This window comes from Streptomyces sp. R818 (genome assembly GCF_056172735.1).
In genome coordinates this window covers 50,386-75,677 of sequence record NZ_JAOCNE010000004.1, presented here as the reverse complement: position 1 = coordinate 75,677, position 25,292 = coordinate 50,386, and the positions used below count along the sequence as shown (strand labels likewise).

The following is a 25,292-nucleotide window of genomic DNA, read 5'->3' as shown; positions in this document are numbered from 1 at the left end:
TCGGAGCGTCTGCCGGGTGGCCGTGGGGAGGCGACCGCGCCTCGCGCCGTGGTTGCTCGCGCAGTTCCCCGCGCCCCTGAAGGCGTGCGGCTACGCCGCGCCTCCAGGGGGCGGCCCCGGGCAGGAAGATGCCGCACGAAGTGCGCATCGCAGGGGCGCGGGGAACTGCGCGACCAGCCACGACGAGCCGTGCACCCGCGAGACAACGCCGGCGGGGCAGACGCGACCGCTGAGGGGCGCGGGCAACCACGACGCGGCCCGTACACAGCGACGAACGCAATTCCGTACACCAAGCCCGGCCCGCCGAAGCGAAGGAGCCCCGATGAACAACCCGGCCCCGACAGACATACTGCGCGCACCTCTGGTCGTGGAGTTCCCCTTCACCCGCTCCCTGGGCCCCGTCCAGAGCGCCTTCCTGACCGGCCTCAAACACAAAACCTGCCTAGGAGCCCGCACCCCCAGCGGCAGCGTCCTCGTTCCGCCGGTCGAGTACGACCCCGTGACCGCAGAGGAGCTGCGTGACCTCGTGGAGGTCGGTACCACCGGCACCGTCACCACCTGGGCCTGGAACCCCGCACCCCGCCGCGGCCAGCCCCTGACCACCCCCTTCGCCTGGGTCCTCGTCACACTCGACGGCGCCGACACCGCCCTGCTGCACGCCTTGGACGCCCCGGGGCCGGAGGCCGTCCGCACAGGCATGCGCGTCCGCATCCGCTGGACCCCGGACGAGGACCGCACGGGCGCCATCACGGACATCGCCTGCTTCGAGCCGGACGACGGCAACGCCGCCGCGGCGCACCCCGGAACCACCCCGCACAACGCCCGGTACAGCGACGCGGTCACCGGCATCGTCGCCCCCGCCCGCCTCGACTACACCTACAGCCCGGGCGCCGCCCAGAGCCGCTACATCAAGGCCCTCGGAGACCACCGCACCGTGGGCGAACGCTGCCCCGACTGCCGCAAGGTCTACGTCCCGCCCCGCGGCGCCTGCCCCACGTGCGGTGTCGCCACGACCGAGCAGGTGGAGGTCGGCCCGGCCGGCACGGTCACCACGTACTGCATCGTCAACGTCAAGGCGAAGAACCTCGACATCGAACTGCCCTACGTCTACGCGCACATCGCCCTGGACGGCGCCGACCTGGCACTGCACGGCCGCATCGCCGGCATCCCGTACGACGAGGTCCGCATGGGCCTGCGGGTCGAGCCCGTGTGGAGCGAGGGCGGGCGCTACCCGGACCACTACCGGCCGACCGGCGAACCGGACGCGGACTACGACTCGTACAAGGAGCTGATCTGAGATGCGGCGACCGCCGATCAGGGACATCGCCGTCGTCGCCTTCGCGCAGACGGCCCACCGGCGCTCCACCGACGAGCAGTCGGAGGTGGAGATGCTGATGCCGGTGCTGCACGAGGTGCTCGACGCGACACGCCTGCGGACCAGCGACATCGGCTTCACGTGCTCGGGGTCGAGCGACTATCTCGCCGGGCGTGCCTTCTCGTTCACGATGGCGCTCGACGGCGTGGGGGCCTGGCCGCCGATCTCCGAGTCGCACGTCGAGATGGACGGGGCGTGGGCGCTGTACGAGGCGTGGACCAAGCTGCTGACCGGCGACGCCGACACCGCGCTCGTGTACTCCTACGGGAAGTCGTCGCCCGGCTCGGTGCGGGACGTACTGACCCGGCAGCTCGACCCGTACTACGTGGCCCCGTTGTGGCCGGACTCCGTAGCCCTCGCCGCGTTGCAGGCGCGGGCGCTCATCGACGCGGGCCACACCGACGAGCCCGCCCTGGCCGGGGTCGCCGCCCGCAGCCGCGAGGCCGCCGAGGGCAATCCGCACGCACAGCTCCGCGGCGCGGACGTCCCGCACGGCGACTACCTCGTCCGCCCCCTCCGCACCGGCGACTGCCCGCCCGTCGGGGACGGCGCCGCCGCCGTGATCCTCGCCGCCGGGGACCGCGCCCGCGAGCTGTGCGAGCGGCCCGCCTGGATCCGCGGCATCGACCACCGCATCGAGGCGCACAGCCTCGGCGTCCGCGACCTCACCGACTCGCCCTCGACGCGGCTCGCCGCCGAGCACGCCGGGGCTTTCGAGGACTCCGGACACCCCGTCGACACGGCCGAGCTGCACGCCCCGTTCACCTCGCAGGAAGTCGTCCTGCGCAGAGCGCTGCGGCTCGGCGACGACGTCCTTGTCAACCCGTCCGGCGGCGCCCTCGCCGCCAACCCCGTCATGGCCGCCGGACTCGTCCGGATCGGCGAGGCAGCCGCCCGCATCCACCGGGGGGAGTCCCGCCGGGCGCTCGCCCACGCCACCTCGGGGCCCTGCCTGCAGCAGAACCTCGTCGCCGTACTCGAAGCACGCGAAGCCGTCGAAGGGGAGGAGCCGTGATGAGCAGCAGCCGCACCGGCAAGGAGCCCGTGGCCGTCGTCGGCGTCGGGCAGACCAAGCACGTCGCCGCCCGCCGCGACGTGTCGATCGCCGGGCTCGTGCGCGAGGCGGCGCGCCGCGCCCTGGACGACGCCGAACTGACCTGGGCCGACATCGACGCCGTCGTCATCGGCAAGGCGCCCGACTTCTTCGAGGGCGTCATGATGCCGGAGCTGTACCTCGCCGACGCGCTCGGCGCCGTCGGCAAACCGATGCTGCGCGTGCACACCGCCGGGTCCGTGGGCGGCTCGACCGCGCTGGTCGCGACCAACCTCGTCGCGGGCCGCGTCCACGGCACCGTCCTGACCCTCGCCTTCGAGAAACAGTCCGAATCCAACGCGATGTGGGGGCTCTCGCTGCCCATCCCGTTCCAGCAGCCGCTCCTCGCCGGGGCGGGCGGCTTCTTCGCGCCGCACGTCCGGGCCTACATGCGGCGCACCGGCGCGCCCGACTCCGTCGGCTCCCTGGTCGCGTACAAGGACCGGCGCAACGCCCTGAAGAACCCGTACGCGCACCTCCACGAGCACGACATCACCCTGGAGAAGGTCCAGGCGTCGCCGATGCTGTGGGACCCGATCCGGTACTCCGAGACGTGCCCGTCCTCCGACGGCGCCTGCGCGATGGTCCTCACCGACCGGGCGGGGGCGGCGCGCGCGCCGAAACCGGCCGCCTGGCTGCTCGGCGGCGCCATGCGCAGCGAGCCGACCCTCTTCGCGGGCAAGGACTTCGTCTCCCCGCAGGCCGGCAAGGACTGCGCCGCCGACGTGTACCGGCAGGCGGGCATCGCCGACCCGCGCCGCGAGATCGACGCCGTCGAGATGTACGTCCCCTTCTCCTGGTACGAGCCCATGTGGCTGGAGAACCTCGGCTTCGCCGACGAGGGCGAGGGCTGGAAACTCACCGAGGCGGGCGTCACCGAGCTCGACGGCGACCTGCCCGTCAACATGTCGGGCGGTGTCCTGTCCACCAACCCCATCGGTGCCTCCGGCATGATCCGCTTCGCCGAGGCCGCCCTCCAGGTGCGCGGGCAGGCGGGGGAGCACCAGGTCGACGGCGCCCGCAAGGTGCTCGGGCACGCCTACGGCGGCGGCTCGCAGTTCTTCTCCATGTGGCTGGTCGGCGCCGAGCCGCCCACGCGGTGAACGATCGCCGCCGTCGCGGCCTGTCCGCCGTACGCACCGATCGCTAGGCTGGCGCACGGACGACGAACCGGGAGGAGCACGGACGTGGCCGAAAGCACCATCGACCAGCACCCGCTCGCGGGATGGGACAAGCCTGACCTGGATCTGAGCAACGCGGACTGGCGTTCGAGCAGCAGGGGGGCGGGCGATGTCCAGATCGCCTTCGTGGAGGGGTTCATCGCGATGCGCAACAGCGGCAGCCCGCAGAGCCCGTCGCTGATCTTCACGCCGGACGAGTGGGGCGCGTTCGTGCTCGGGGCCCGCGAGGGCGAGTTCGACCTGACGTAGGGGCCGCTCCCGCGGTCACTCCGCCCCGCTTTCCGACACGCGACCTTCGGCCCTGTCCCGCGGCTCCCGTGTGCGCGAGCCTGGGTGGAGGAACTGCTGGTCAATGAGGGCACGGTCGCAGCGTGCCCCGTGTCGGAGGCGAAGAAGCCATGAGTACGCCGCACCCCCTGCCCGTCGTCGCCGCGGTCGACGGGTCCGACGACAGCAAGCGCGCCCTGGAGTGGGCGCTCGCCGACGCGGCCCGGCGCGGCGCGGAGCTGCGCATCGTGCATGTGCGGCAGTACGCGCCCCAGCTCCAGGCCGACGTGCTCGTCGCCGGGCCCGACGAGCCCGCCGACGACCGCGTCATCGGGGACGTACGCAAGGCCCTGGAGTCGCGCGCGGGGCTGCCGCCCCTGGAGTTCATCAGCCGCGACGGGCTGCCCGCCGCCGTGCTGCCCGAGATGAGCGCGGAGGCCCAGCTCCTGGTGCTCGGCTCGCGCGGGCGCGGCGGCTTCGCGAGCCTGCTGCTCGGCTCGAACGGGTGGCCGCCGCGCGCGACGCGCACTGCCCCGTCGTCGTCGTGCCGCCCCCGGGCCGGACGGTGCACGGTGACACGCCGGTGCCGCCGGGGCCGCGTGTCGTGGTCGGTCTGCAGCCCGACGAAGCCGCCGATCCGGACGACACCGTGCTCGACTTCGCCTTCGCGCACGCCGCGCGCAGCGGGGCCCGGGTCCAGGTCGTCGCCGCCTATCCGTGGCCGGTGCTCGCCTGGTCCGCGTTCGGCGACTTCGCGCCGACCACCGTCGACCAGGAGGCCGCCGAGCAGGAGACGCTGCGCCTGGCCGAGGCCGCCGTCACGGAGCGGCGCAAGTCCCACCCCGACGTCGAGGCCGACCTGTACGTGGCGCCGGGCGACGCGGCGGGCCACCTCGTCGCCAACTCGCGCGACGCCGATCTGGTCGTGGTCGGCCGCCACCGCCGCCGCTTCACGCGCCCCGCGCCGATCCTCGGCTCGGTCACCCAGGCGGTGCTCCTGCACGCGGCGAGCCCGGTCGCGATCGTGCCTCCGGCGCCCGCGCCCGGCAAGGACTGAGCTTCTTCGGCGGCGACTCAGCGCAGGACGACACAGCCGCGCCCGGCCAGCTCCGCGAGCAGGCCGGGCGCTACGCGTACGTCGTTCCACCGCAGGTCGAGCTTCTCCAGAGCGGGCAGCTCCGTGATCCAGCCGGGCAGTTCCCGCAGCCGGTTGCTGCGCAGGTCCAGTTTGCGCAGCGCCGGAAGACCGCGCACCGCTTCCGGCACGGCGCCGAAGGCGTTCTCGCGCAACTCCAGCTCCCGCAGGGCGCGCAGGTCGCCCACGGAGGAGGGGAGAGTGGTCAGCTCGTTGCCGCGCAGCCACAGTTCGCGGAGCGAGGTGAGTCGGCCGACGCTGTCGGGGAGCGCCGTGAGGCGGTTGTGCTGCGCGCGCAGCTCGACGAGGGCGGCCATCGAGCCCAGCGTGTCCGGCAGCGCGGTCAGCCGGTTCTCGCCGACGTTCAGATACGCGAGCCGGTCCAGGGCGCCGACGCTGTCCGGCAGCTCCGTCAGCTCGTTGTCGTGCAGGTAGAGGAACCGGGTGAGGCCGGTGAGATCCCCGACGGCGTCCGGCACCGAGGCCAGCCGGTTGTGGCCGAGGTCGAGCGTGTGCAGCGCGGTCAGCGTGCCGATGCGGTCGGGGACGTGTGTGAGGCGGTTGTCGGGCAGGAGCAGGATCTCCAGCGCCGGACGGCTCCACACCTCGTCGGGTACGGAGTCCAGGCCCGCCCGCCAGTACGAGAGCGTGCGGTCACCGTTCACGAGCCCCTCCAGCGCCTAATGGTGGACGCGGAACCTATCATTAAACACATGCCTGACCTCAGCCCGGCGGGGCCGGACCGTACCCGGCTCGTTCTCGACCTCGTCCTCACCATCCGCCATGACGGCCACGGCGGTGTCGCCGACGACCTCCTCGCCCCCGAGGGCCTCAGCGCCTGGGTGCGGGACCACGTCTCCGCGCTGCCGCTGGACGCGCACTTCACGGGCGACGAGGAGAGCCTGGCCGGGGTCCGCGCGGTGCGGGCCGCCGTGCGCGCCCTGTTCGCGCGCGCCGTCCGCCCGGGGGAGCCGAGCCCCGCCGACGCCGGGCGGCTGCTGCCCGTCGCCGACGCGGTGGCCCGGCTGAACGCGGCGGCCGCGCGCGTGACCACCGCCCCCGTCCTGAGCTGGCCGGACGGGAACGACACCGCCGACGCCGCCCCGGCCGTGCGGGACACGGTCGTCACCGCCGACGCGTCCGGCACCGACCTCCTCACCGCCGCGCTCGCCCGCGCCGCACTCGCCTTCCTCGCGAGCGCCGACCGGGAGCGGCTGCGGGCCTGCCACGCGCCCCGCTGCGTGCGGTACTTCCTCAAGGAGCACCCGCGCCAGGAGTGGTGCAAGCCGTCCTGCGGGAACCGGGCGCGCGTCGCCCGCCACCACGAGCGCCACCACATGACCATCAACTCCCTTGCACAGAAGGGCACATGAGGCTCCGGCGCGAGCGGTCCGGCGTACGCTGAGGGCATGGTGCAGCAGCGCGGCGGCCGGGGCAGACGGCCCCTGCTCGAACGCGAAAGCGAACTCGCTGTCGTCGACGAGGCGCTCGACGAGCTGGCCGGGCTCCGCCCCGGCGGCGTGGAACCGCCCGAGCGACCGCACGGCGCACTGCTCGCCGTCGCCGCGCCCGCGGGGCTCGGCAAGACCTCCCTCCTTGCCGAGGTCCGCAGGCGTGCCGCCGCCAAGGGCTGCACCGTCCTGTACGCCCGCGGCGGCGACCAGGAACAGGGCGTCGCCTTCCACGTCGCGCGCCAGCTCGTGCAGCCCCAGCTCGCCGGGGTCCCCGAGCCGGAACTGCGCTCCCGGCTCGGCAGCTGGTACGCCATCGTCGGCCCCGCCCTCGGCCTGTGCGCCGCCGCGGACGGGACGCCGCCGGACCCGCAGGGCCTGCGCGACGGCCTCGACTGGGTCCTCACCCACCTCGCCGTCGACCGCGCCCCCATGGTCCTCGTCCTGGACGACGCCCACTGGGCCGACCCCGAGTCCCTGAGCTGGCTCGCCGCGTTCGCGCCGCGCGCCGAGGAGCTGCCGCTGCTGCTCGTCGTCGCCTACCGGCCCGAGGAACTGCCCGACCACGCCGAGGCGTTGAGGGGGCTCCCGGACCGCGCGGGCCGGCGCCCCCTCGGCCTCGAACCGCTCAGCGCGCCCGCCATCGCCCACATGGTCCGCGAGTCCGTCGGCGCCCACGCCGACGACGCGTTCTGCCGCGAGTGCTGGGCCGTCACCGCGGGCAACCCCTTCGTCGCCGTCGAACTCACCGCGAAGGTGCACGACCGCGGCCTCACCCCGACCGAGAACGCGGCGCACCTACTGCGTGACCTCGCCGCCGCCGTCAAGGGCAGCGGACTCATCGCCCGGCTCGAACGCCTCGGGACCTCCACCGTCCGCTTCGCCTGGGCCTGCGCCGTCCTCGGCACCGAGATCAGGCCCGAGCTGGCCGCGGGCGTCGCCGGGCTCGGCGCCGAGGAGGCCGCGGACGCCGCCGACCGGCTCCGCACCGCGCGCATCCTCACCGGCGCCGACACCCTGGAGTTCGTCCACCCGCTGATCGCCACCGCCGTCTACCGCGCCATCCCCAGCGGCATCCGCGTCGCCCTGCACGGCCAGGCCGCCTGGACCCTGGTCGACGCCGGACTCGGCCCGGCCGCCGCCGCCCGCCACCTCCTGGAGACCCACCCGGACGGCGACGGCTGGGTCGTGCAGCAACTGCGCTCCGCCGCCCGCGAGACCGTCCGCGCGGGCGCCCCCGACGCCGCCCGCCGCTACCTGGCCCGCGCCCTGCGCGAACCCCCGCCCTTCGAGGACCGCGCCGTCGTCCTCTACGAACTCGGCAGCGCCTCCCTGCTCACCGAGCCCGCCACCACCGTCAACCACCTGCGCGCCGCCCTGGAGGAGCCGATCTCCGACCCGGCCCTGCGCCAGGGCATCGTCTACCGGCTCTCCCAGGTCCTCGCCCACAGCGACCGGCTCGCCGAGGCCTCCGAGACCCTCGCCCGGGAGATGCGGCACACCACCGACCCCCGCGTCCGCCTCCGCCTCCAGGCCGAGCAGTTCATGTGGGACGCCTTCCGCGCCGACGAACCCGACTCCCCGGCCCGCTCCCGGCGCCTCGCGAAACTCGCCGACCGGCTCACAGGGCGCGACCTCACCGAGCGCTACATCATCGGCCTGCGCACCTGGGACGCCACCCTGCGCGGCGAACCCGCCGCCACCGTGATCCACCACGCCGAACGCGCCCTCGCGGGCGGCCTGCGCTGGGCCGCCGAGGACGACCGCGGCTTCGAGGTCCCCGTCCTCGTCGCCCTCTCCTTCCTCTACGCCGACCGGCCCGGCCGCACCGAGGAGCTGTTCGTCGAGGGCATCGCCGACTTCGAGCACGCCGGCTGGCGCGGCGGCCACCTCTCCTTCGCGTACACCCTGCTCGGCTACGTCCGCCACCGGCGCGGGCGGCTCGCCGAGGCCGAGGACTTCGCCCGCGCGGGTCTGCGCCTCGCCGAGCGCGTCGGGCCCGGCACACCCGCCCACTGGTACGCGGTCGGCACGCTCGTCGAGGTGCTGCTCGCGCGCGGCCGGGTCCAGGAGGCCCGGACGGTCGCGGAGACGTACTCCTTCGGGCAGCCGTTCCCCGCGGCCGTCGTCTTCCCCGACGCGCAGACCGTGTACGGGGAACTCCTCCTCGCCCTCGGCCGCACCAAGGAAGCCGCCCAGGAGCTGGCCGCCGCCGGGCGCCGGCTCGACCCGCGCGGCATGCGCAACCCGGCCTGGTGCCCCTGGCAGCTCCACCTCGCCCGCGCCGAAGCCCATGACGCCCCGGCCCGCGCCCTCGCCACCGCCCACGACGCCGTCGAACGCGCCCGCCACTTCGGCGCCCCGTCCGCGATCGGCCAGGCCCTGCGCGCCGCCGCCGAGGTCTCGACGGGCGCGGCGCGCGGCAAGCTCCTGGAGGAGTCCGTCGCCCACCTCGAACGCTCACCGGCCGGCTACGAACTGGCCTGCTCGCTCGTCGCCCTCGGCGCGGAGCAGCGCCGCGCGGGCCGCGGAGCCGACGCCGCCGACCAGCTCTACCGGGGCCTGGAGGCGGCGGCCGCCTGCGGCGCCGACGGCCTCGCCGAGCGGGCCCGCGACGAACTCGCCGCCGCCGGTCTGCGGCCCCGGCCCCTGCGCAGCCCGGCCACGCACACGCTGACCGCACGCGAACGCGCGGCGGCGGGCTGCGCCGCGCGCGGCCTCTGCCCCGCCGAGACCGCCGCCGAGCTGCACCTCGACGAGCGGACGGTGGTCCGCCTCCTGTCGGCCGTCTACCGCAAGATCGGCACGGACCAGACCGGCCTCGCGGCAGCGCTCCCTCCCTGACATGGCGGCCCCGAACCCCTGTCGCGGCAGCCGCTGACCAGAAATCCGGTTGCCAAACCCCGAGGCGGGCATCACGCCGCGAGCGACGTACGATGGACCGCATGTCCTTCCTCCGCCGCCGCGCAGCCACCCCCGCGGGCCCCGACTTCGACGTCCTGGCCATGGATCCGGGCGACTGGCCGGGCAATCTCGGCGCGGGCCTGCTGCCCGCCCCCGACGGCAGCTGCCAGGGCGTGTTCCTGCGCTACGACCTGTTCGGCGGCCGCGGCCCCGCGATGATCATCGGCAATCTGCCGGAGGGCTCCCCGGCCCGGGACACCGCCGAGGGCGAGATCCCCTTCGAGGTCGCCCAGCTCCTCATCGCGCTGGAGAACGAGGAGGAGGTCACGGTCACCGGCGTCGAGGACGTCCCGGTGATGCAGGGCGACAACCTCCTGATCGTGCGGCGCCTCAAGCTCTCCGAGACGCGGATCTCCTGCGTCCAGTTCGACCGCAGCGACAATGTCCTCGTGACCATCGCGTCCTGGGACCGCCCGATCACCGACGACCTGTACGCGCTGCTCAAGCCGCTGCCCGCGGAGCTGTTCCAGCAGGCGTGAACCACTGACACACCCCGCGACACCCTGAGACACAAGGGCCCGGATCCGCTCCCGCGCGGATCCGGGCCCCCTCTATCCGATGGCTGCTCGGTGTGCGGCCGAGGCCGTCACGACGCCTTCGACGACACCACCCGGACGTCCGCCGCCCGCACATACGCGACCCGGTGCGCGAACTGGATCTCGTAGTACACGTCCTCGCCCTTGACCACCTTGTGCGTCGAGGTGTCGAACGTGGGGGAGTAGAAGTACTCGCCCGTGGTGCGCCCGCCGATCACATAGCGCTGCCCGGCGAGGAGCTTGTACGGCAGCGGCGAGATCGCCTGCGGCGTGATGCCCGCCGGATACGCGGACGCCTCAGGGTAGGCCCGCCCGTACACCGGGATCTCGCTCGCGCCCTCCTTCGGCGTGACCACGAGCGCCTTGGCGTCGACCGCGGTCGGCTGCTTGCGCGGGTTCTCGAACCACGCCTTCTGGCCGAGATACCAGATCGCCGTCCAGTCGCCCTGGCGGTCGGCGACCGCGTACTGCTGGCCCGTCGACACCCGCGACGCCATGTCGTTCACGTCGATCGTCGACGGCTGACCGCCCGGCCGCAGGCCGATGTCCTTGACGAGCGGAGCGTCCTCGCTCGGCGCCGTGTACACGCGCACCGCGCTCGACCCGTGCGGCGCGCAGAGCTCGCCCGCCTTGGTGCAGCCGGTGAACTCCGGCTGGTTCGAGGCGAAGTCGGGCCGGATGGTGACGGCGCCGCCGCGCGGCCCCGCCGACGGATGGAACGGCTTGCCCATCAGCGCGAAGTAGTGCGCCCAGTCCCAGTACGGACCCGGGTCGGTGTGCATCGACGGGATGGTCGACGCCGTCGGGCCCGGCACCGTGTCATGGCCGAGGATGTGCTGCCGGTCCAGCGGAATGCCGTACTTCTTCGAGAGGTAGCGCACGAGCCGCGCCGAGGAGCGGTACATCTCCTCCGTGTACCAGGAGTCGGGCTGCGCGAGGAAACCCTCGTGCTCCAGACCGATCGACTTCGCGTTCACGTACCAGTTGCCCGCGTGCCAGCCGACGTCCTTCGCCTTGATCGACTGCACGATGTGCCCGTCGGTCGAGCGCAGCGAGTAGTGCCAGGCGAGGTACGTCGGGTCCTGGACCAGCTTCAGCGTCTGCTCCCACGTCGCCTCCGTGTCATGGATGACGATGTAGTCGATGCTCTGGTCGTTCGGCCGGTCCGCCAGGTCGTGGTTGCCGTAGTCGCCGTCGCCGAACTCCTCGTACGGCGCCGGGATCCACTCGCAGGACACCGTCCGCGGGCACTCGGTCTCCGAGGCGTCCGTCCGGCGCAGGCCCATCGACTCCAACTGCGCCGCCTGCGGCTTCGCGGCCGGGTCGGCGGCGAGCGCCACCCGCTGGCCGTCGTCCGTCGTGCGCCGCTCACCGTCGCGGATCACCGCGAAGACATCGCTCGCGTACGTCGCCGCGGTCGCCTCGTCGTCGGCGCCGGAGAACGCCGCGACCGCGCCGTACCAGTCGGCCGGGGTGTCGCTCAGCGGCTTGCCGAGGCGCTTCTGCGCGGCGGCGAGCAGCGCCGCGCCGCCGCGTACGTTGGCCGCCGGGTCGCTGCGGAGCCGCTCGGCGGGGATGCCGGTGAGCTCCGCCGCGCGCGGCAGCGTCTTCAGGCGCAGGGGCAGTTGCTTGTCGAGGGGTACGGTCCGGGACGCCCTGAGCGGGGCGCGCGAGTCGTCGCCGCGCGCATCGCCCTCCGCGTGGTCGTGCGCCACGGTCTCCGCGATCGCGGTGCGCGCGTCGGTCAGGTGCATGGGGCCGTAGCCGCCGGTGACGCTCGGCGCGCCGTCGTGCGCGTCCCACCGCGACTGCAGGTACGAGACGCCGAGCAGCACGCTCTGCGGCACCCGGTACTCGGCCGCCGCGGCGGCGAACGCCCCCTGCAGCCGCCCCGACGCGTCGTCCCCGGCGGCCCCGGGCGGGGCCGCGCCGAGCAGCGGAAGGAGCAGGGCGGCGGTGGCGAGCGTGCCGGCCGCGCGCACTCCCGTACGGGAACGTCTGCCGGAGGGGATACGGGTGGACCGGTGCAACGGTGCCTCCTGGAAGCGCTGGTGGTCGCACCAGTGGTATCGGCTCACCACCGATCAGTCAATCATCCCAGGGGCGCCGGAACGCCGCCTGCGACGCGTCACCGGAGTAGACCAATGCACTTACAGGAGAGGGGGGTTGGGGCGAGCCGTGAACGGCTCCCGAACGACGAAGATCCGCGGTGCGCCACCCTCGTCGGCGCGCCGCGGAACCACGTCCCCGTCAGCGAGTGCCGACCGCCGCACGGACCGCCTTGCGGGCCATGTTGCAGTCGTCGTGCAGGCGGCGCAGCAACAGCCGCTGCTCCTCGCCGGACGGCGCAGCACCGGGGTGGGCCGCTCCCGGTGCCGCCGGGGTCTGCTCGCGCAGCGAACGCTGCACGGCCGTCTCGTAGGTACGGATCTCCCTGGTCAGGATGAGCATCAGATTGACCAGGAACGCGTCGCGCGAGGCGGGGCCGCCGGACTGCGCGAGCTGGCTGATCTGCCGGCGCGCCACCGGGGCATCACCGAGGACCGCCCACAGAGTCGCCAGGTCGTACCCCGGCAGGTACCACCCCGCGTGCTCCCAGTCCACGAGCACCGGACCGGCGGGCGAGAGCAGCACGTTGGAGAGCAGGGCGTCACCGTGACAGAACTGGCCCATGCCGCCGCGGCCCGCCGCGTGCGCGATGCCGTGCAGCAGCTTCTGCAGATCACCCATGTCCCGGTCGGTCAGCAGGCCCAGATCGTGGAACTTGTTGATCCGCTCCGCGTAGTCCAGCGGCGCCTCGAAGGTGCCCGCCGGGGGCCGCCACTGGTTGAGCCGGCAGATCGCGCCGAGCGTGGCCCGCACGTCCGCCCGCGGCGGAGCCTCGGCCGGGTGGCGCTGCAGGGCCGCCACCCGGCCGGGCATCCGCTCGATCACCAGCGTGCCGTTGTCCGGGTCCGCCGCGATGAGACGCGGCACCCGCACCGGCGGCCGGTGTCGGACGAACGAACGGTATGCGGCTATTTCGTGCCTGACCCGCGCGGTCCACGCGGGGGAGTGGTCGAGTAAACACTTGGCCACGGCCGTGCTGCGCCCGGTCGTTCCCACGAGCAGTACGGAGCGCGGACTGCGCCGCAGCACCTGCACCGGATGGAACTCCGGGCAGATCCGGTGCACGGTGGCGATCGCCGTGCGCAACTGGGCGCCCTGGGGGCCGGACAAGTCGAGTCTCCCGCTGAGCGGTGGGGTGCCGATCCCCGGGGCGCGACGCGGCCGGCCGACGCCACCGAGCGCCGGGCCCGCGGGCCGCACGGGGTCGAGGTACGGGCCGCTGCCGGGCACCACCGGACGGAGGGGACGGGGCGACCGGGGCGGGGCGGACACGGAGGACGATGCTGCGTACATGGGCGAGACAGATCCCTTCGCGTGCCGACGAGTTGCGTGCGCGGCCCCGGCCCGGCCGACCGGTACACCCTGGGGAATGCCCCTGCGTCGACCGGGTCGGGGTGGCGCATTCCTACCTGACACCCCAGGGGCAGGAGCCCGACAGCTGGCGCACCCTGGCGAACCCTGGCGAATAGTCGCTCAGCAACTGACAGAGGGCTACTGTCGATTGCAGCCGAGAACCTGGGGGCTCACGTGAACGGACAACCCAACACCCGCCTGAGCGACCTGTTCGGCCTGGCCGGCTGGTCCAAGGGCGAACTCGCGCGGCTCGTCAACCGGCAGGCGGCGGCCATGGGCCACCCCCAGCTGGCGACGGACACCTCGCGGGTGCGGCGTTGGATCGACATGGGAGAGATCCCGCGCGATCCGGTGCCGCGGGTGCTGGCGGCGCTGTTCACCGAGCGACTCGGCCGTGTCGTGACCATCGAGGATCTCGGTCTCGTCCGACGCGGGCGCGCAGGAAGACGGCAGGGCCCGGAGCAACAGGGCCCCGACGGAGTGCCGTGGGCGCCCGAGCGGACAGCTGCGGTCCTCACCGAATTCACGGGAATGGACCTCATGCTCAACCGACGCGGCTTGGTGGGCGCGGGTGCCGCGCTCGCCGCAGGATCCGCACTCAGCAGCGCCATGCACGACTGGCTGCACACCGACCCGGTCCTCGCGGCCGACGCACCGACCTCCCACGATCCCCTGCATGCCGACCCCGCTGGGTTCGACCGCTACGAGGCCGCCCCCATCGGGTCGCAGGAGATCGAGGAGCTGGAGCGCTCGGTCGAGGTGTTCCGGGCCTGGGACGCTTCCCGCGGCGGCGGGTTGCAGCGCAAGGCGGTCGTCGGCCAGCTCAACGAGGTCGGCGGGATGCTCTCCTACCGACACCCTGTCCATCTGCAGCGGCGCCTGTGGGGCGTCGCCGCCAACCTCGCCGTCCTCGCGGGCTGGATGTCCCACGACGTCGGCCTCGAACCCACGGCCCAGAAGTACTTCGTCATCGCCGCGCACGCCGCGCGCGAGGGCGGCGACCGCCCGAGAGCGGGCGAGGCCCTCTCCCGGGCGGCCCGTCAGAAGATCCACCTGGGCGCCCCCGACGAGGCGCTCGACCTGATGAAGCTCGCCAAGTCCGGCTCGGGCGACGAGGTGCTGCCCCGCACCAAGGCCATGCTCTACACGATCGAGGCCTGGGCGCAGGCCTCGCTCGGCAAGGGCCAGGCCATGCGCCGCACCCTCGGCGAGGCGGAGGACCTCTTCGTCTCCGACCGGGGCGATGTGGAGCCGCCCACCTGGATGCAGATGTTCGACGAGGCGGACCTGCACGGTATGCAGGCCCTCGCCTACCGCACCCTCGCCGAGCACGAGCCGGGCGCCGCGATCATCGCGCAGCGCCACGCCAAGGAGGCGCTCGCGCTCCGCGCGGGCGGCCGCGACCGCTCGAAGATCTTCGACCACCTGTCCATGGCATCGGCCTGCTTCATCGCCGACGACCCCGAACAGGCGGACCGCTACGCCCGCCTCGCCCTGTCGTCCATGGGGTCGAACTCGTCCCACCGCACCTGGGACCGGCTGCGCGAGATGTACCGGCTCACCGGCCAGTTCGCGGGCTACCCGAAGATCGAGGAGCTGCGGACGGAGATCAAGCTGGCCCTGCCGAGGCCGAGGGTGAAGCGGGCCCAGGCCTGACCCGGTCCCCGTACGAGGAGTACCGCGGGGAGTTCAGTGCCCGATCCGGGCGACCAGGACACAGGCGTCGTCCTCGCGCTCACCCGTGCCCAGTTCGTCCACGACCACGCCGACGCACTCCTGTGCGCTGGAGGCCGTGGCCAGTCCGGGCGCGAGCGCGAGCAGCCGTTCCGCCGCGATGTCACCGTTGTGCCGGGGCACCAGACCGGCGGTGTGCAGGAGCAGGACGTCACCGGCGCGCAGTGTCTGGCGCGCGTGTCCGTAGCGGGCGCCGGGAGCCGCTCCGAGGAGCGCGCCCTCGGGTGGCGTGAGCGCACGCCCCGACCCGTCGCGGAAGAGCAGCGGGGCGGGGTGTCCCGCCTGCGCCCACGCCAGTGTGCGGGCCGCCGGGTCGTACCGGCAGCACAGGGCGCTGGCCAGGGAGGGGCCCGGGGTAGCGAGGAGGAGGTGGTTCAGCCGGGCGAGCACCTCGTCCGGGGCGGTGCCGCAGACCGCCATGCCGCGGACGGTGCCGAGCAGCATCGCCATGCCCGAGGCGGCGGCGACACCGTGCCCGGAGAGGTCGCCGACCGTCAACAGGGCGCGCTCATCGGGTAGTTCGAGTACGTCGTACCAGTCGCCGCCGATGAGGCCGCCGACGGGGGAGGGGAGGTAGCGGGCGGCCACGTCGAGTCCGTGCGGGAGCCGCAGGGAGCCACGCCACGGCGGCAGCACGGCTTCCTGCAGCTCGACCGCGAGCCTGTGCTCGGTCTGCGCGATGTGCCGCTGGCGCTGGAGCGAGTCACGGGTCTCGCTCACCGCGCGCTGGCTGCGGCGCAGTTCGCTGACGTCGCGCACGACCGCCCACATCGAGGCGGTCGAGCCGTCGGCGTCGAGCACGGGCTCGCCCATCATGTGCACCGTGCGCACGGATCCGTCCGGGCGCACGACGCGGAACTCCCCGTCGATCGACTTGCCGTCGATGAGGCAGTCCGTGACCATCGCGGTCAGTCTCGGCTGGTCGTCGCGGTGGACGAGCGCCGGCAGCTCGTCGAGGGTCAGGGCGGGGGCGGAGCGGTCGCGGCCGAGGATGCGGTAGAGCTCGTCGGACCAGGTCACCTCGTCGGTGAGCAGGTTCCACTCGGCGCTGCCGACCCGGCTGACCAGGGAGCTGTGGAGCCGCTCGGCGTCGACGGCGGCGGCGGTCCGGGGCGCGGGTCCCTCGCGCAGCTGGGCCAAGTGCCGGTCGAGGTCGCTGAGTTGGTGCACCGCGAGCTCGTACAGGGCGCGCTGCCAGCGCAGCTCGGCGTCCGCCTCGCCGTCGGTGGGGCCCGGGGTGTCCCGGCGGACCGCGTCGACGTCACCGAGGAGCCGCCGTGTCTGCGAGATCAGCGCGTCGACCGTGCCACGCTCCGGCGGCTGGCCGGTGGGGCGGTCCGCGAAGACATGGGGAGACATGACGAACTCCGATGCAGGCGCCGAGGGCCACGGCGGACGGGAGGACCGTCTACGACTGTGGCACAGGCCGCCTGGCCTCGTAAGGCATTTCGCCAGACCCGATGCGGTGGTGCTTCTGGCATATGTCGTTGTCCTCCGGGACGCCTCTCCCGGCCGTCGCAGTCGAACTGACGGCCGGGAGAAGCGTAGGAAACGGCGTAGACGCGTTCGATCGTGCGCCGATGCGCGAGAAGCCGAACGCCGTAGGGAAGGCTACGCCTGGGGGGTCGTCCGGGGCGTCGTGCTGAGCCACACCGCCGTGTCGCTCGGCAGCCGGCCATCGGGGTCGAGAGCGTCGCTCGACAACAACAGCCGCTCGTACGGCGGCAGTTGAACCGGCTCGGCGGCGCCCAGGTTCACGACGCACACGACACCGTCGGCACGTGCGAACGCCAGTGCGCCTTCGGGCGAGTCGAGCCAGGTCAGGTCGAGGCCCTCGAACCCCGGCTCGGCGGCGCGCAGCCGCAGCGCCGCGCGGTACAGCGCCAGCATCGAGGCGGGGTCGGCCTCCTGGCTCTCGACGGAGTACGTGCCCCACTCCGCGGGCTGCGGCAGCCACGGCTCGCCCGCGTTCCCGAAGCCGTACGACACCCCGTGCGCGGACCACGGCAGCGGCACCCGGCACCCGTCGCGCCCAGGATCGACCCCGCCGGAGCGGAAGTGCATCGGGTCCTCGATGCGGTCGCGCGGGACCTCGGCCTCGGGCAGGCCCAGCTCCTCGCCCTGGTACAGGTACACGGAGCCCGGCAGCGCGAGCGAGAGCAGGGCGGCGGCGCGGGCGCGGCGCAGGCCGAGCGTCAGGTCCGTCGGGGTGCCGAACCGCTTGGCGGCGAAGTCGAAGCGGGTGTCCTCGCGGCCGTAGCGGGTGACGGTGCGGGTCACGTCGTGGTTGCACAGGACCCAGGTCGCCGGGGCGCCGACCGGGGCGTGGTAGGCGAGGGTGTTGTCGATGGACGCGCGGAGCTCGGCCGCGTCCCAGGACCGGGCCATGAAGTCGAAGTTGAAGGCGGTGTGCAGCTCGTCGGGGCGCAGGTAGCGGGCGAACCGCTCGGGGTCGGGCACCCACAGCTCGCCGATGAGGACGCCGTCGTACTCGTCGGCGATCGCGCGCCAGGAGCGGTAGATCGCGTGGAGGTCGTCGCGGTCCACGTAGCCGGACTCGTCGCCGTCGACGGCGTCGGCGAGCGCCGGGTCCTTGGCGAGGAGGGCGGCGGAGTCGATGCGGACGCCGGCCGCGCCGCGCTGGAACCAGAAGCGCAGTACGTCCTCGTGCTCCTGGCGGACCGCCGGGTGCGCCCAGTTGAGGTCGGGCTGCTGGGCGGTGAACAGGTGCAGGTACCACTCGCCGTCGGGCACCCGGGTCCAGGTCTCGCCGGAGAACTGCGAGGGCCAGTTGTTGGGCGGCAGCTCGCCGTTGTCGCCGCGTCCGGGACGGAAGTGGAACAGCTCGCGCTCGGGGCTGCCGGGGCCCGCCGCGAGCGCCGCTTGGAACCAGGGGTGCTGGTCGGAGACGTGGTTGGGCACGATGTCGACGATGGTGCGGATGCCCAGGTCCCGGGCCTCCGCGATCAGCTTCTCGGCCTCGGCGAGGGTGCCGAACGCCGGGTCGATCACGCGGTAGTCGGCGACGTCGTAGCCGCCGTCGGCGAGGGGGGAGCGGTACCACGGCGTGAACCAGATGGCGTCGACGCCCAGTTCGGCGAGGTAGGACAGGCGTGCTCTGACCCCGGCGAGGTCTCCCGTCCCGTCGCCGTCACCGTCGGCGAAGCTGCGGACGTACACCTGGTAGATGGCTGCGGAACGCCACCAGTCGTCGGCCACGAGGGGTCCTTTCGGGCAGGGCGGTGCGCGCCGCGCCCCGATGAGGGGGTGCGCGGCGGCACGCGACAGAGAGTGGAGAGTGCGGGCGGGCCGGGATCAGCCTTTGAGGCCGCCGGCGGTCAGACCGCCCATGATGTTGCGCTGGAAGAGCAGGAACAGGATCAGCGTCGGCACCGACGCGATGGTGAGCGCGGCGATCAGCTGGTTCTGCGGGACGCCGTTGGAGAGCGAGTAGATCCCGACGTTCAGGGTCTGCTTGGCGGGGTCCGGCAGCGTCAGCATCGGCCAGAGGAAGTCCTTCCACACGCCGACCACCGCGAAGATGGAGACGACGCCGAGGATCGGCCGGGAGATCGGCAGGACCACGGAGCGCAGGGTGCGCATGGAGGAGGCGCCGTCGATGGAGGCCGCGTCGAGGAGCTCCTGCGGGATCGAGTCGAAGAACCGCTTGAGCAGGAAGATGTTGAAGGCGTTCGTGACGGACGGCAGCCAGATCGCCCACGGGCTGTTGAGGAGGTTGCGCTCGAAGATCGGCACATCGAGCACGGTCAGGTACTGCGGGACGACGAGGACGGTCGCCGGGATCATCAGCGTCGCCAGCATCATGCCGAGGACGACGTTGCCGAAGACCGGCCGCAGCTTGGACAGGGAGTACGCGGCGGCCACGTCGAGGACGAGCTGGAAGGCGAGCGCGCCGAACGCGTAGTAGAGGGTGTTGAAGAGGAGCTTGGCGAGGTCCATGACCTGCCAGGCGTCCTTGTAGTTCTCGGGGTGCGAGCTGTGCGGGACGAGGGTGGGCGGGGACTGGACGATCTCGGCGGTGGTCTTGAGACCGCCGGTCACCATCCAGTACAGCGGGCCGAGGAAGACGAGCGTGAACAGGCCCATCGTCACGCCGAAGACGGTCCAGTAGATGATCTTCCCGCGGCGCCGGCCGAGCGTGGACGGCGAGATCAGGGTGCGGGGGCGCATCGTGTCGGTAGCCATGTCGGTGAGATCCCAACTCCCTTGGGCGTCAGTCGTCCTGCGAACGGCTGAGGCGGACGTACACCGCGGAGAAGACCGCGAGCAGGACGAGCAGGACGAGGCCGAGGGCCGCCGCGCCGCCGTAGTTGTTGAAGTTGAAGGCGTACTGGTAGATGAGGTAGACGACGGTGGTCGTGGAGCCCTCCGGGCCCGCCCCGTTCGTCAGCAGGAACGGCTCGGTGAAGACCTGCATCGTCGCGATGATCTGCATGAGGAACATCAGCGAGAGGATCAGCCGCGTCTGCGGGATCGTCACGTGCCAGATCTTGCGCCACAGACCGGCGCCGTCCAGTTCGGCGGCCTCGTACAGCTCGCCGGGGATGCCCTGGAGCGAGGCGAGGTAGATGAGGGTGGCGCCGCCCATGTTCATCCACGTCGCCGCGATGACGACGGAGAGCATCGCGGTGTCGGTCGACTGCAGCCACTGCTGTTCGGGGATTCCGAAGACGCCGAGGACGCGGTTGAACAGGCCGTAGCCGGGGTCGTAGAAGTACTTGAAGAGCAGGACCGAGGCGACCGGCGGGAGCATCACCGGCAGGTAGACGAGCATCCGCAGGTAGCCCTGGCCGTGGCGGAACTCGTTGAGCAGGACCGCCACGAGGAACGGGACGGCGAAGCCGAGGACCAGGGCGAGCGCGGTGTAGAGCAGGGTGTTGCGCCAGGCCTGCCCGAAGGCCGGGTCGTTGAAGACGTACGTGAGGTTGGACCAGCCGGCCCAGGTGGTGCGGCCGTCCTTCGTCTTCTGGAAGGCCAGGATGAACTCCCTGACCATGGGAAACCAGGAGAAGAAGGAGAAGCAGAGCACCGCGCCGATCAGGAATCCGTGAGCGGTCAGGTTGCGTCTCACGGCGCGCGCCAGCGAACAGCTCGGGGTGCTGAGTTGGCGCTTCATGGGCGGTGCGGCCTGCGGGGACTTCGCGGGCAGCGTCGGGGCCGACATGGTCACTCCTCGGATCACAGGTACTGGCGGGGCGGCTTACTGGTTGGCCAGCACCTGGTTGACCTGCTGCTCGGCGGTGGACAGGAGCTTGTCGATGTCGGCGTCCTTGTTGGTCAGGACGCCCGACATGACGTTGTCGAGGACCTTGTAGATCTCCTGCGCCTTCGGCGGCTCGGCCTTGCCGGGCACCGGGTTGTCCATGAACGCCTTGAAGTTCTCGACCGGCATCGTGGCGTTGTCGGTACGGGACTTCAGGTCCTGCTCCTTGATCTCACCGGTGAAGAAGTTCGGCTGCGGCAGGCCGACGGGCAGCTTGTCCGCCTTCGTGCGGGCCCAGTCGAACTGGCCCTTGGCGGGGGTGAGCGTCTTGAAGTTCAGCCAGGCGACGGCCGCCTTGATCTTGTCGGGCGAGGAGCCCTTCTTGATCATGTAGTCGTTGCCGCCGAACAGCGTGGCCTTGCCGCCGGGGATCGGGCCCATGCCGAAGTTCTCGTACTCGGCGCCGAGCTGCTGGACCATGTACGTCACGTCGTCGGGCGCGGCGAGGAACATGCCGAGCTTGTCGGACGCGATCTGCTTCTGCAGGTCGCCCCACTTCAGCAGCTGCGTCTTGCCCATGCTGTCGTCGGTCCAGCGCATGTCGTGCAGCTGCTGGACGACCTGCTTGCCGGTCGCGTCGTTGAACGCGGCCTTCTTGCCGTCGGCCGTGACCATGTCGCCGCCGAGGCTGTACTGGGCCGCGGCGAAGTGCCAGCCGCCGGTGTTCTCCGCGCTGTACTCGCCGTACCCGGATATGCCGTTGCCGAGCCCGGCGATCTTCTTCGCGGCGGTGCGGACCTCGTCCCAGGTGGCTGGCGGCTTGTTCGGGTCGAGCCCGGCCCGCTTGAACAGCTTGCGGTTGATGAGCAGGCCCATGGTGTAGTTGCTGGTCGGCAGGCCGTAGAGCTTGCCGTCCTTCTTCAGGGCGTTCATCACGTTCGGGTCGATCGAGTCGATCGCCGGAACGGTCTTGGGGGTGACGTACGCCGTGATGTCCTCGGCGCCGTTGTTGTCGAGGACCTGCTGGAGGTCGGTGAAGTAGGTGTAGAAGACGTCCGGCTGCGACTTCGCCTTCAGGGCGGCGGTGAACCGGGCCGGCTCCTCGCACTGACCGGCGGTCGACTTACCGTCGATCGTGACGTTCGGGTACTTCTTGTTGAACTCCTTGACGTCCTCCACCCACTCCTTCCGCTCGGCCGCCTTGTTCTTCGGCGGCATGCAGTCGATGGTCAGCGTGACCTTGGTCTTCGGGTCGAGCGGTGCGCTGATGTCGGCCTTCGACCCGGTGCCGCCCGAACCGCCGTCGTCGGAGCTGCTGCTGGTGCCGCAAGCGGCGAGCGAGCCCAGGGCGAGGGCGGTGGCGATGGCGACCGCGGACGTGCGGCGGACAGGACGTGACCAGGTGGTGCTTCTCATCGGTTGAGTCCCCTTCGGGCCTGAGCCCGCCTGTGCGTACAGGCAGGCAGGAACGTGGAGGCCCGCGGCACTGGGCTGCACGGGGAGGTGCGTGCCGGGGGCGTGCCACACTCAAGCACCGACGACGGATCTCCGCAAGATGTCGCGCGTACTCCGCAAAAAATTAACAGGTTGAAGTCAAGGGGGGAGTACGCGTCACGGGCCCGCCGTCGTGCGGCGGACCCGTGGCGTCCGTTTCTTGCGTTCTGTTGCGCTTGGTTGCGCTCGTCGCGCGGTTACTTGGCGGCCGGGGGCGGTGCCGTCGAGCCGCGCACGACCAGTTCCGGTTCGAAGAGCAGCTCGCCGGCGGGGACCGTGCCGCCCTGGATCTGCGCCACGAGGAGCTCGACCGCGGCGCGGCCCATCGCCTCGATCGGCTGGCGCTCCGTCGTCAGCGGCGGCTCCGTGCAGTTCATGAACGCCGAGTCGTCGTAGCCGACCACCGACACGTCCTGCGGCACGGAGAGCCCGGCGCGGCGGGCGGCGCGCACGGCGCCGAGCGCGAGCGGGTCGCTGGCGCAGATGATGCCGGTGATGCCGCGCTCCAGGAGCCGGGTCGTCGCCGCGTGGCCGCCCTCAAGGGAGAACATGGCGCGCTCGATCGCGTGGTCGGGGAGCTTGCCGCCGGTGGCGCGGGCGACCGCGCGGGCCGCGGTGAGCTTGCGGCGCGAGGGCATGTGGTCCTCGGGGCCGAGGACGAGCCCGATCCGCTCGTGGCCGAGGGAGGCCAGGTGGCGCCATGCCTGCTCGACGGCGACCACGTCGTCACAGGCCACGCGCGGGAAGCCGAGCCGCTCGATGGAGGCGTTCACGAGCACCACCGGGACGTTGCGCTCCGCGAGGCGCTGGTAGTGCCCGTGCTCGGCGTCGGCCTGCGCGAACAGACCGCCGGCGAAGACCACCCCGGAGACCTGCTGCTGGAGGAGCAGCTCCACGTAGTCCGCCTCGGAGACCCCGCCTTTGGTCTGCGTGCAGAGCACCGGTGTGAGGCCCTGCTGGGCGAGGGCGCCGCCGATCACTTCCGCGAAGGCGGGGAAGATCGGGTTCTGCAGCTCCGGCAGGACCAGGCCGACCAGGCGGGCCCGCTCCCCGCGCAGCTGGGTCGGCCGCTCGTAGCCGAGTACGTCGAGTGCGGTGAGGACCGCTTGTCGTGTGGCCTCCGAGACGCCGGGTTTGTTGTTGAGCACCCGGCTGACCGTGGCCTCACTGACTCCGACCTTCTTCGCCACCTGAGCAAGTCTGCGCGTCATGTGCGCAAGATTAGCGCAAAAGATTGCGAGCAGTTTGCGTGATGGTGACATCCGGTCACGGACTCAGGGACGTGCCTCACGCCGCGAGCGAGACCCTCCGCGCCCCCGGCCACAACTGCCGCACCGGCGCCCGGACGTCGCCGCCCGGCAGCAGCTCCCCGGTGTCGTCGAAGACGATCGTGCCGTTGCACAGCAGGCTCCATCCCTGCTCGGGGTGGGCGGCGACGACGCGGGCCGCGTCGTGGTCGGGGCGGTCGGCGGCCGGGCACGGGGGCTGGTGGGAGCACATCGGGCACCTCCGGACGGAGAGTTCTCGGGAGAAGTTCCTCGTGGGGTAAGACTCCCGCCCGGGTGTGAAGTCATCGTCGCGGCAATGTCTCAGTCCGTCGTCAGAGCGAGGACGCCGTACCCGAATCCGTCCGCCTCGACAGTCGAGCCGTCCGCGGCGATCCGCACCCCGGACACCTCCACGGGCCGCGCCCCCGCGAGCCGCCCCGGCTCGGACGGGGCCCAGGTCCGCCGCCCGCCCGCCGGATTCACCACCACCAGGAACTCCCCGCCCCGGACGTGGACGAACGGATGCCCCTCGTGCAGCACCTCGACGGGGGAGCGGGCGCCGAGTGCCGGAGCGGAGGCGCGCAGGGCGACGAGGCGGCGTACGAGGTGCAGCAGCGAGCCCTCGTCGGCCCGTTGCGCGGCGACCGACGGGCGGTCCGGCGCGGGATCGAGCGGCAGGTAGAAACGCTCCTCGGGCGCGGAGGAGAAACCCGCGCCGGGACCGTCGTCCCACTGCATCGGCGTACGGGAACCGGCCCTGTTGTAGTCCGGCCCGAGGACACTTCCCTCGGTGTCGGGCAGGCCGGGGACGTACCGCATCCCGATCTCGTCGCCGTAGTAGAGGGCGGGCAGCGTCGGCCAGGTGAGCTGGAAGGCGAACGCCGCCGGGAGCTGCTCCGCCGTGCGCGGCCCGCAGTGGAGGCGGGAGAAGTCGTGGTTGGACGTGGGCAGCGACACGAACCCGGTGTCGCCGAGCGCGCTGTCCGCCGCGCGCCACGCCTCGACGAACGGGCGGGGCGAGCCGAGCCCCGAGGCGTCGAAGAAGCAGTCGAGCGGCGCCCATGCCTCGTTCCGCGTGCCCGCCCCGTTGTTCCACAGCGAACGCATCGCGAGCCCGTCCGTCTCCCCGCCGAACTGGAGGAAGAAGTCGGCGTGGAACCCGGCCGGCACCGACACCTGCGGATCGCCCCACTCGGCGAGCAGTACGGCGTCCGGGTGGGCCCGGTCGAGCCAGTGCCGCAGTTCGGTCCAGATCCGCGCCGTGGCCCGCTTGCCCGGATCGTCCTTCACCAGCGACGCCGCCATGTCGACCCGGAACCCTGACACGCCGAGCCGCAGCCAGTGGTCCATGACCGCGCGCAGCGCCTCCCGGTTGGCGCGCGGGCCCTCGGCGTCGACGGGCTGGCGCCACGGTTCGGCCGCGCTCTCGCGCGCGTAACCGAAGTTGAGGGCGGGCTGCGAGTCGAAGAAGTTCGGCAGGTAGCCGCCGGGCCGGGGCCCGGGCGAGCGGACGAACCCCGGGGGGACGCCGTCCGCGCTCCAGATGTAGCGGTGGTCGTCCGGATCGTGCGCGGACGCGCGGAACCACGCGTGCTCGTCGGAGGTGTGCCCGGCGACCAGGTCGAGCAGGACCCGGATGCCGCGCCGCCCGGCGGCGTCCACCAGCGCGGCCAGGTCGTCGTCGGTGCCGTAGCGCGGGGCGAGCGCGAAGTAGTCCGCGACGTCGTAGCCCGCGTCACGGAACGGGGAGGCGAAGCACGGGTTGATCCAGACGGCGTTCACGCCGAGCCAGGACAGGTGGTCGAGCCGCTCGGTGATGCCGCCGAGGTCCCCGATGCCGTCCCCGTCCGAGTCCGCGAACGACTGGGGGTAGATCTGGTAGAAGACGGCGTCGGACAGCCAGGCCGGGGCGGGGCGGAACGAGGTCATGGACGCGAGCTGCCTCTCGGTCGGGAAAGGCCGGGCGGGCCGGGCGTCCCCGTGGATCAGGTGTGCGGGACCACGGCCACCGGACTCATCACATGGTGCACCACCGAGTGCGCCGTGCGGCCCAGTTCGGCCGCGTCGGCGTCGCGTCCGATCACCGTGAGGCTCGCCCCCGTCGACGC

General features: G+C 72.5%; 19 protein-coding genes and 1 pseudogene. 9 read left to right on the top strand and 11 right to left on the bottom strand.

All coding sequences use genetic code 11. The features are described from left to right. The first annotated feature begins 322 nt into the window (after positions 1–322). From N5I75_RS13210 to N5I75_RS13190, 5 genes and pseudogenes are all read left to right on the top strand, one after another. The gene (locus N5I75_RS13210) at positions 323–1,297 is read left to right on the top strand and encodes an OB-fold nucleic acid binding domain-containing protein (protein WP_476677142.1); all 975 of its coding nucleotides are present in this window, start codon (positions 323–325) and stop codon (positions 1,295–1,297) included. 1 nt (position 1,298) lies between these two features. After that, positions 1,299–2,390, top strand: a complete 1,092-nt coding sequence (locus N5I75_RS13205; RefSeq protein ID WP_476677140.1) for a thiolase domain-containing protein — start codon at positions 1,299–1,301, stop codon at positions 2,388–2,390. Then, a complete protein-coding gene (locus N5I75_RS13200; protein WP_476677138.1) occupies positions 2,390–3,571 on the top strand; it encodes a thiolase domain-containing protein in 1,182 nt (393 codons plus the stop codon). Before N5I75_RS13205 ends, N5I75_RS13200 begins: the two co-directional genes overlap by 1 nt. A gap of 84 nt (positions 3,572–3,655) precedes the next feature. After that, entirely contained in the window at positions 3,656–3,898 is a 243-nt protein-coding gene (locus tag N5I75_RS13195) for a DUF397 domain-containing protein (protein WP_476677136.1), read from the top strand. 149 nt (positions 3,899–4,047) lie between these two features. Next, positions 4,048–4,973, top strand: a pseudogene (locus N5I75_RS13190) (universal stress protein). Between the two features lie 17 nt (positions 4,974–4,990). Here N5I75_RS13190 and N5I75_RS13185 read toward each other — a convergent pair. Then, a complete protein-coding gene (locus N5I75_RS13185; protein WP_476677134.1) occupies positions 4,991–5,716 on the bottom strand; it encodes a leucine-rich repeat domain-containing protein in 726 nt (241 codons plus the stop codon). Positions 5,717–5,764: 48 nt separating this feature from the next. On the opposite strand from N5I75_RS13185, the gene N5I75_RS13180 reads away from it, so the two are divergent. The 3 genes from N5I75_RS13180 (at position 5,765) to N5I75_RS13170 (ending at position 9,945) form a co-directional block, all read left to right on the top strand. Further along, positions 5,765–6,424, top strand: a complete 660-nt coding sequence (locus N5I75_RS13180; protein ID WP_476677132.1) for an ABATE domain-containing protein — start codon at positions 5,765–5,767, stop codon at positions 6,422–6,424. Between the two features lie 36 nt (positions 6,425–6,460). Further along, positions 6,461–9,346 carry an ATP-binding protein gene (locus N5I75_RS13175; RefSeq protein WP_476677130.1) on the top strand — a complete coding sequence of 962 codons (2,886 nt, stop codon included), beginning with the start codon at positions 6,461–6,463 and terminating at the stop codon, positions 9,344–9,346. Between the two features lie 101 nt (positions 9,347–9,447). Next, positions 9,448–9,945 (top strand): hypothetical protein, encoded by a 498-nt coding sequence (locus N5I75_RS13170; RefSeq protein WP_361061644.1) that lies wholly within the window; start codon positions 9,448–9,450, stop codon positions 9,943–9,945. Between the two features lie 107 nt (positions 9,946–10,052). Here the strand turns inward: N5I75_RS13170 and N5I75_RS13165 are convergent, their stop codons facing one another. Continuing rightward, entirely contained in the window at positions 10,053–12,032 is a 1,980-nt protein-coding gene (locus N5I75_RS13165) for an N-acetylmuramoyl-L-alanine amidase (protein ID WP_476677872.1), read from the bottom strand. Between the two features lie 220 nt (positions 12,033–12,252). Then, the gene (locus N5I75_RS13160) at positions 12,253–13,404 is read right to left on the bottom strand and encodes an aminoglycoside phosphotransferase family protein (protein ID WP_476677128.1); all 1,152 of its coding nucleotides are present in this window, start codon (positions 13,402–13,404) and stop codon (positions 12,253–12,255) included. 234 nt (positions 13,405–13,638) lie between these two features. Here N5I75_RS13160 and N5I75_RS13155 point away from each other — a divergent pair, with 234 nt between their 5' ends. Next, positions 13,639–15,120, top strand: a complete 1,482-nt coding sequence (locus tag N5I75_RS13155; protein WP_476677126.1) for a DNA-binding protein NsdB — start codon at positions 13,639–13,641, stop codon at positions 15,118–15,120. A 33-nt stretch (positions 15,121–15,153) separates the two neighbouring features. On the opposite strand, the gene N5I75_RS13150 is transcribed toward N5I75_RS13155, so the two are convergent. From N5I75_RS13150 to N5I75_RS13115, 8 genes are all read right to left on the bottom strand, one after another. Further along, positions 15,154–16,557 carry a PP2C family protein-serine/threonine phosphatase gene (locus N5I75_RS13150; RefSeq protein WP_476677125.1) on the bottom strand — a complete coding sequence of 468 codons (1,404 nt, stop codon included), beginning with the start codon at positions 16,555–16,557 and terminating at the stop codon, positions 15,154–15,156. A gap of 252 nt (positions 16,558–16,809) precedes the next feature. After that, a complete protein-coding gene (locus tag N5I75_RS13145) occupies positions 16,810–18,417 on the bottom strand; it encodes a glycoside hydrolase family 13 protein (RefSeq protein WP_476677123.1) in 1,608 nt (535 codons plus the stop codon). A 96-nt stretch (positions 18,418–18,513) separates the two neighbouring features. Beyond that, positions 18,514–19,389 (bottom strand): carbohydrate ABC transporter permease, encoded by an 876-nt coding sequence (locus N5I75_RS13140; protein WP_476677870.1) that lies wholly within the window; start codon positions 19,387–19,389, stop codon positions 18,514–18,516. Positions 19,390–19,432: 43 nt separating this feature from the next. Further along, a complete protein-coding gene (locus tag N5I75_RS13135) occupies positions 19,433–20,335 on the bottom strand; it encodes a carbohydrate ABC transporter permease (RefSeq protein ID WP_476677868.1) in 903 nt (300 codons plus the stop codon). Positions 20,336–20,419: 84 nt separating this feature from the next. Further along, positions 20,420–21,838 (bottom strand): extracellular solute-binding protein, encoded by a 1,419-nt coding sequence (locus N5I75_RS13130; protein WP_476677121.1) that lies wholly within the window; start codon positions 21,836–21,838, stop codon positions 20,420–20,422. Between the two features lie 275 nt (positions 21,839–22,113). Continuing rightward, on the bottom strand, positions 22,114–23,127 hold the full coding sequence (locus N5I75_RS13125; protein WP_476677119.1) for a LacI family DNA-binding transcriptional regulator: 1,014 nt from the start codon (positions 23,125–23,127) through the stop codon (positions 22,114–22,116). Between the two features lie 76 nt (positions 23,128–23,203). Beyond that, positions 23,204–23,416, bottom strand: a complete 213-nt coding sequence (locus N5I75_RS13120) for a DUF5999 family protein (protein ID WP_476677117.1) — start codon at positions 23,414–23,416, stop codon at positions 23,204–23,206. A gap of 89 nt (positions 23,417–23,505) precedes the next feature. Beyond that, a complete protein-coding gene (locus tag N5I75_RS13115; protein ID WP_476677115.1) occupies positions 23,506–25,113 on the bottom strand; it encodes an alpha-amylase family glycosyl hydrolase in 1,608 nt (535 codons plus the stop codon). Positions 25,114–25,292: the final 179 nt, after the last annotated feature.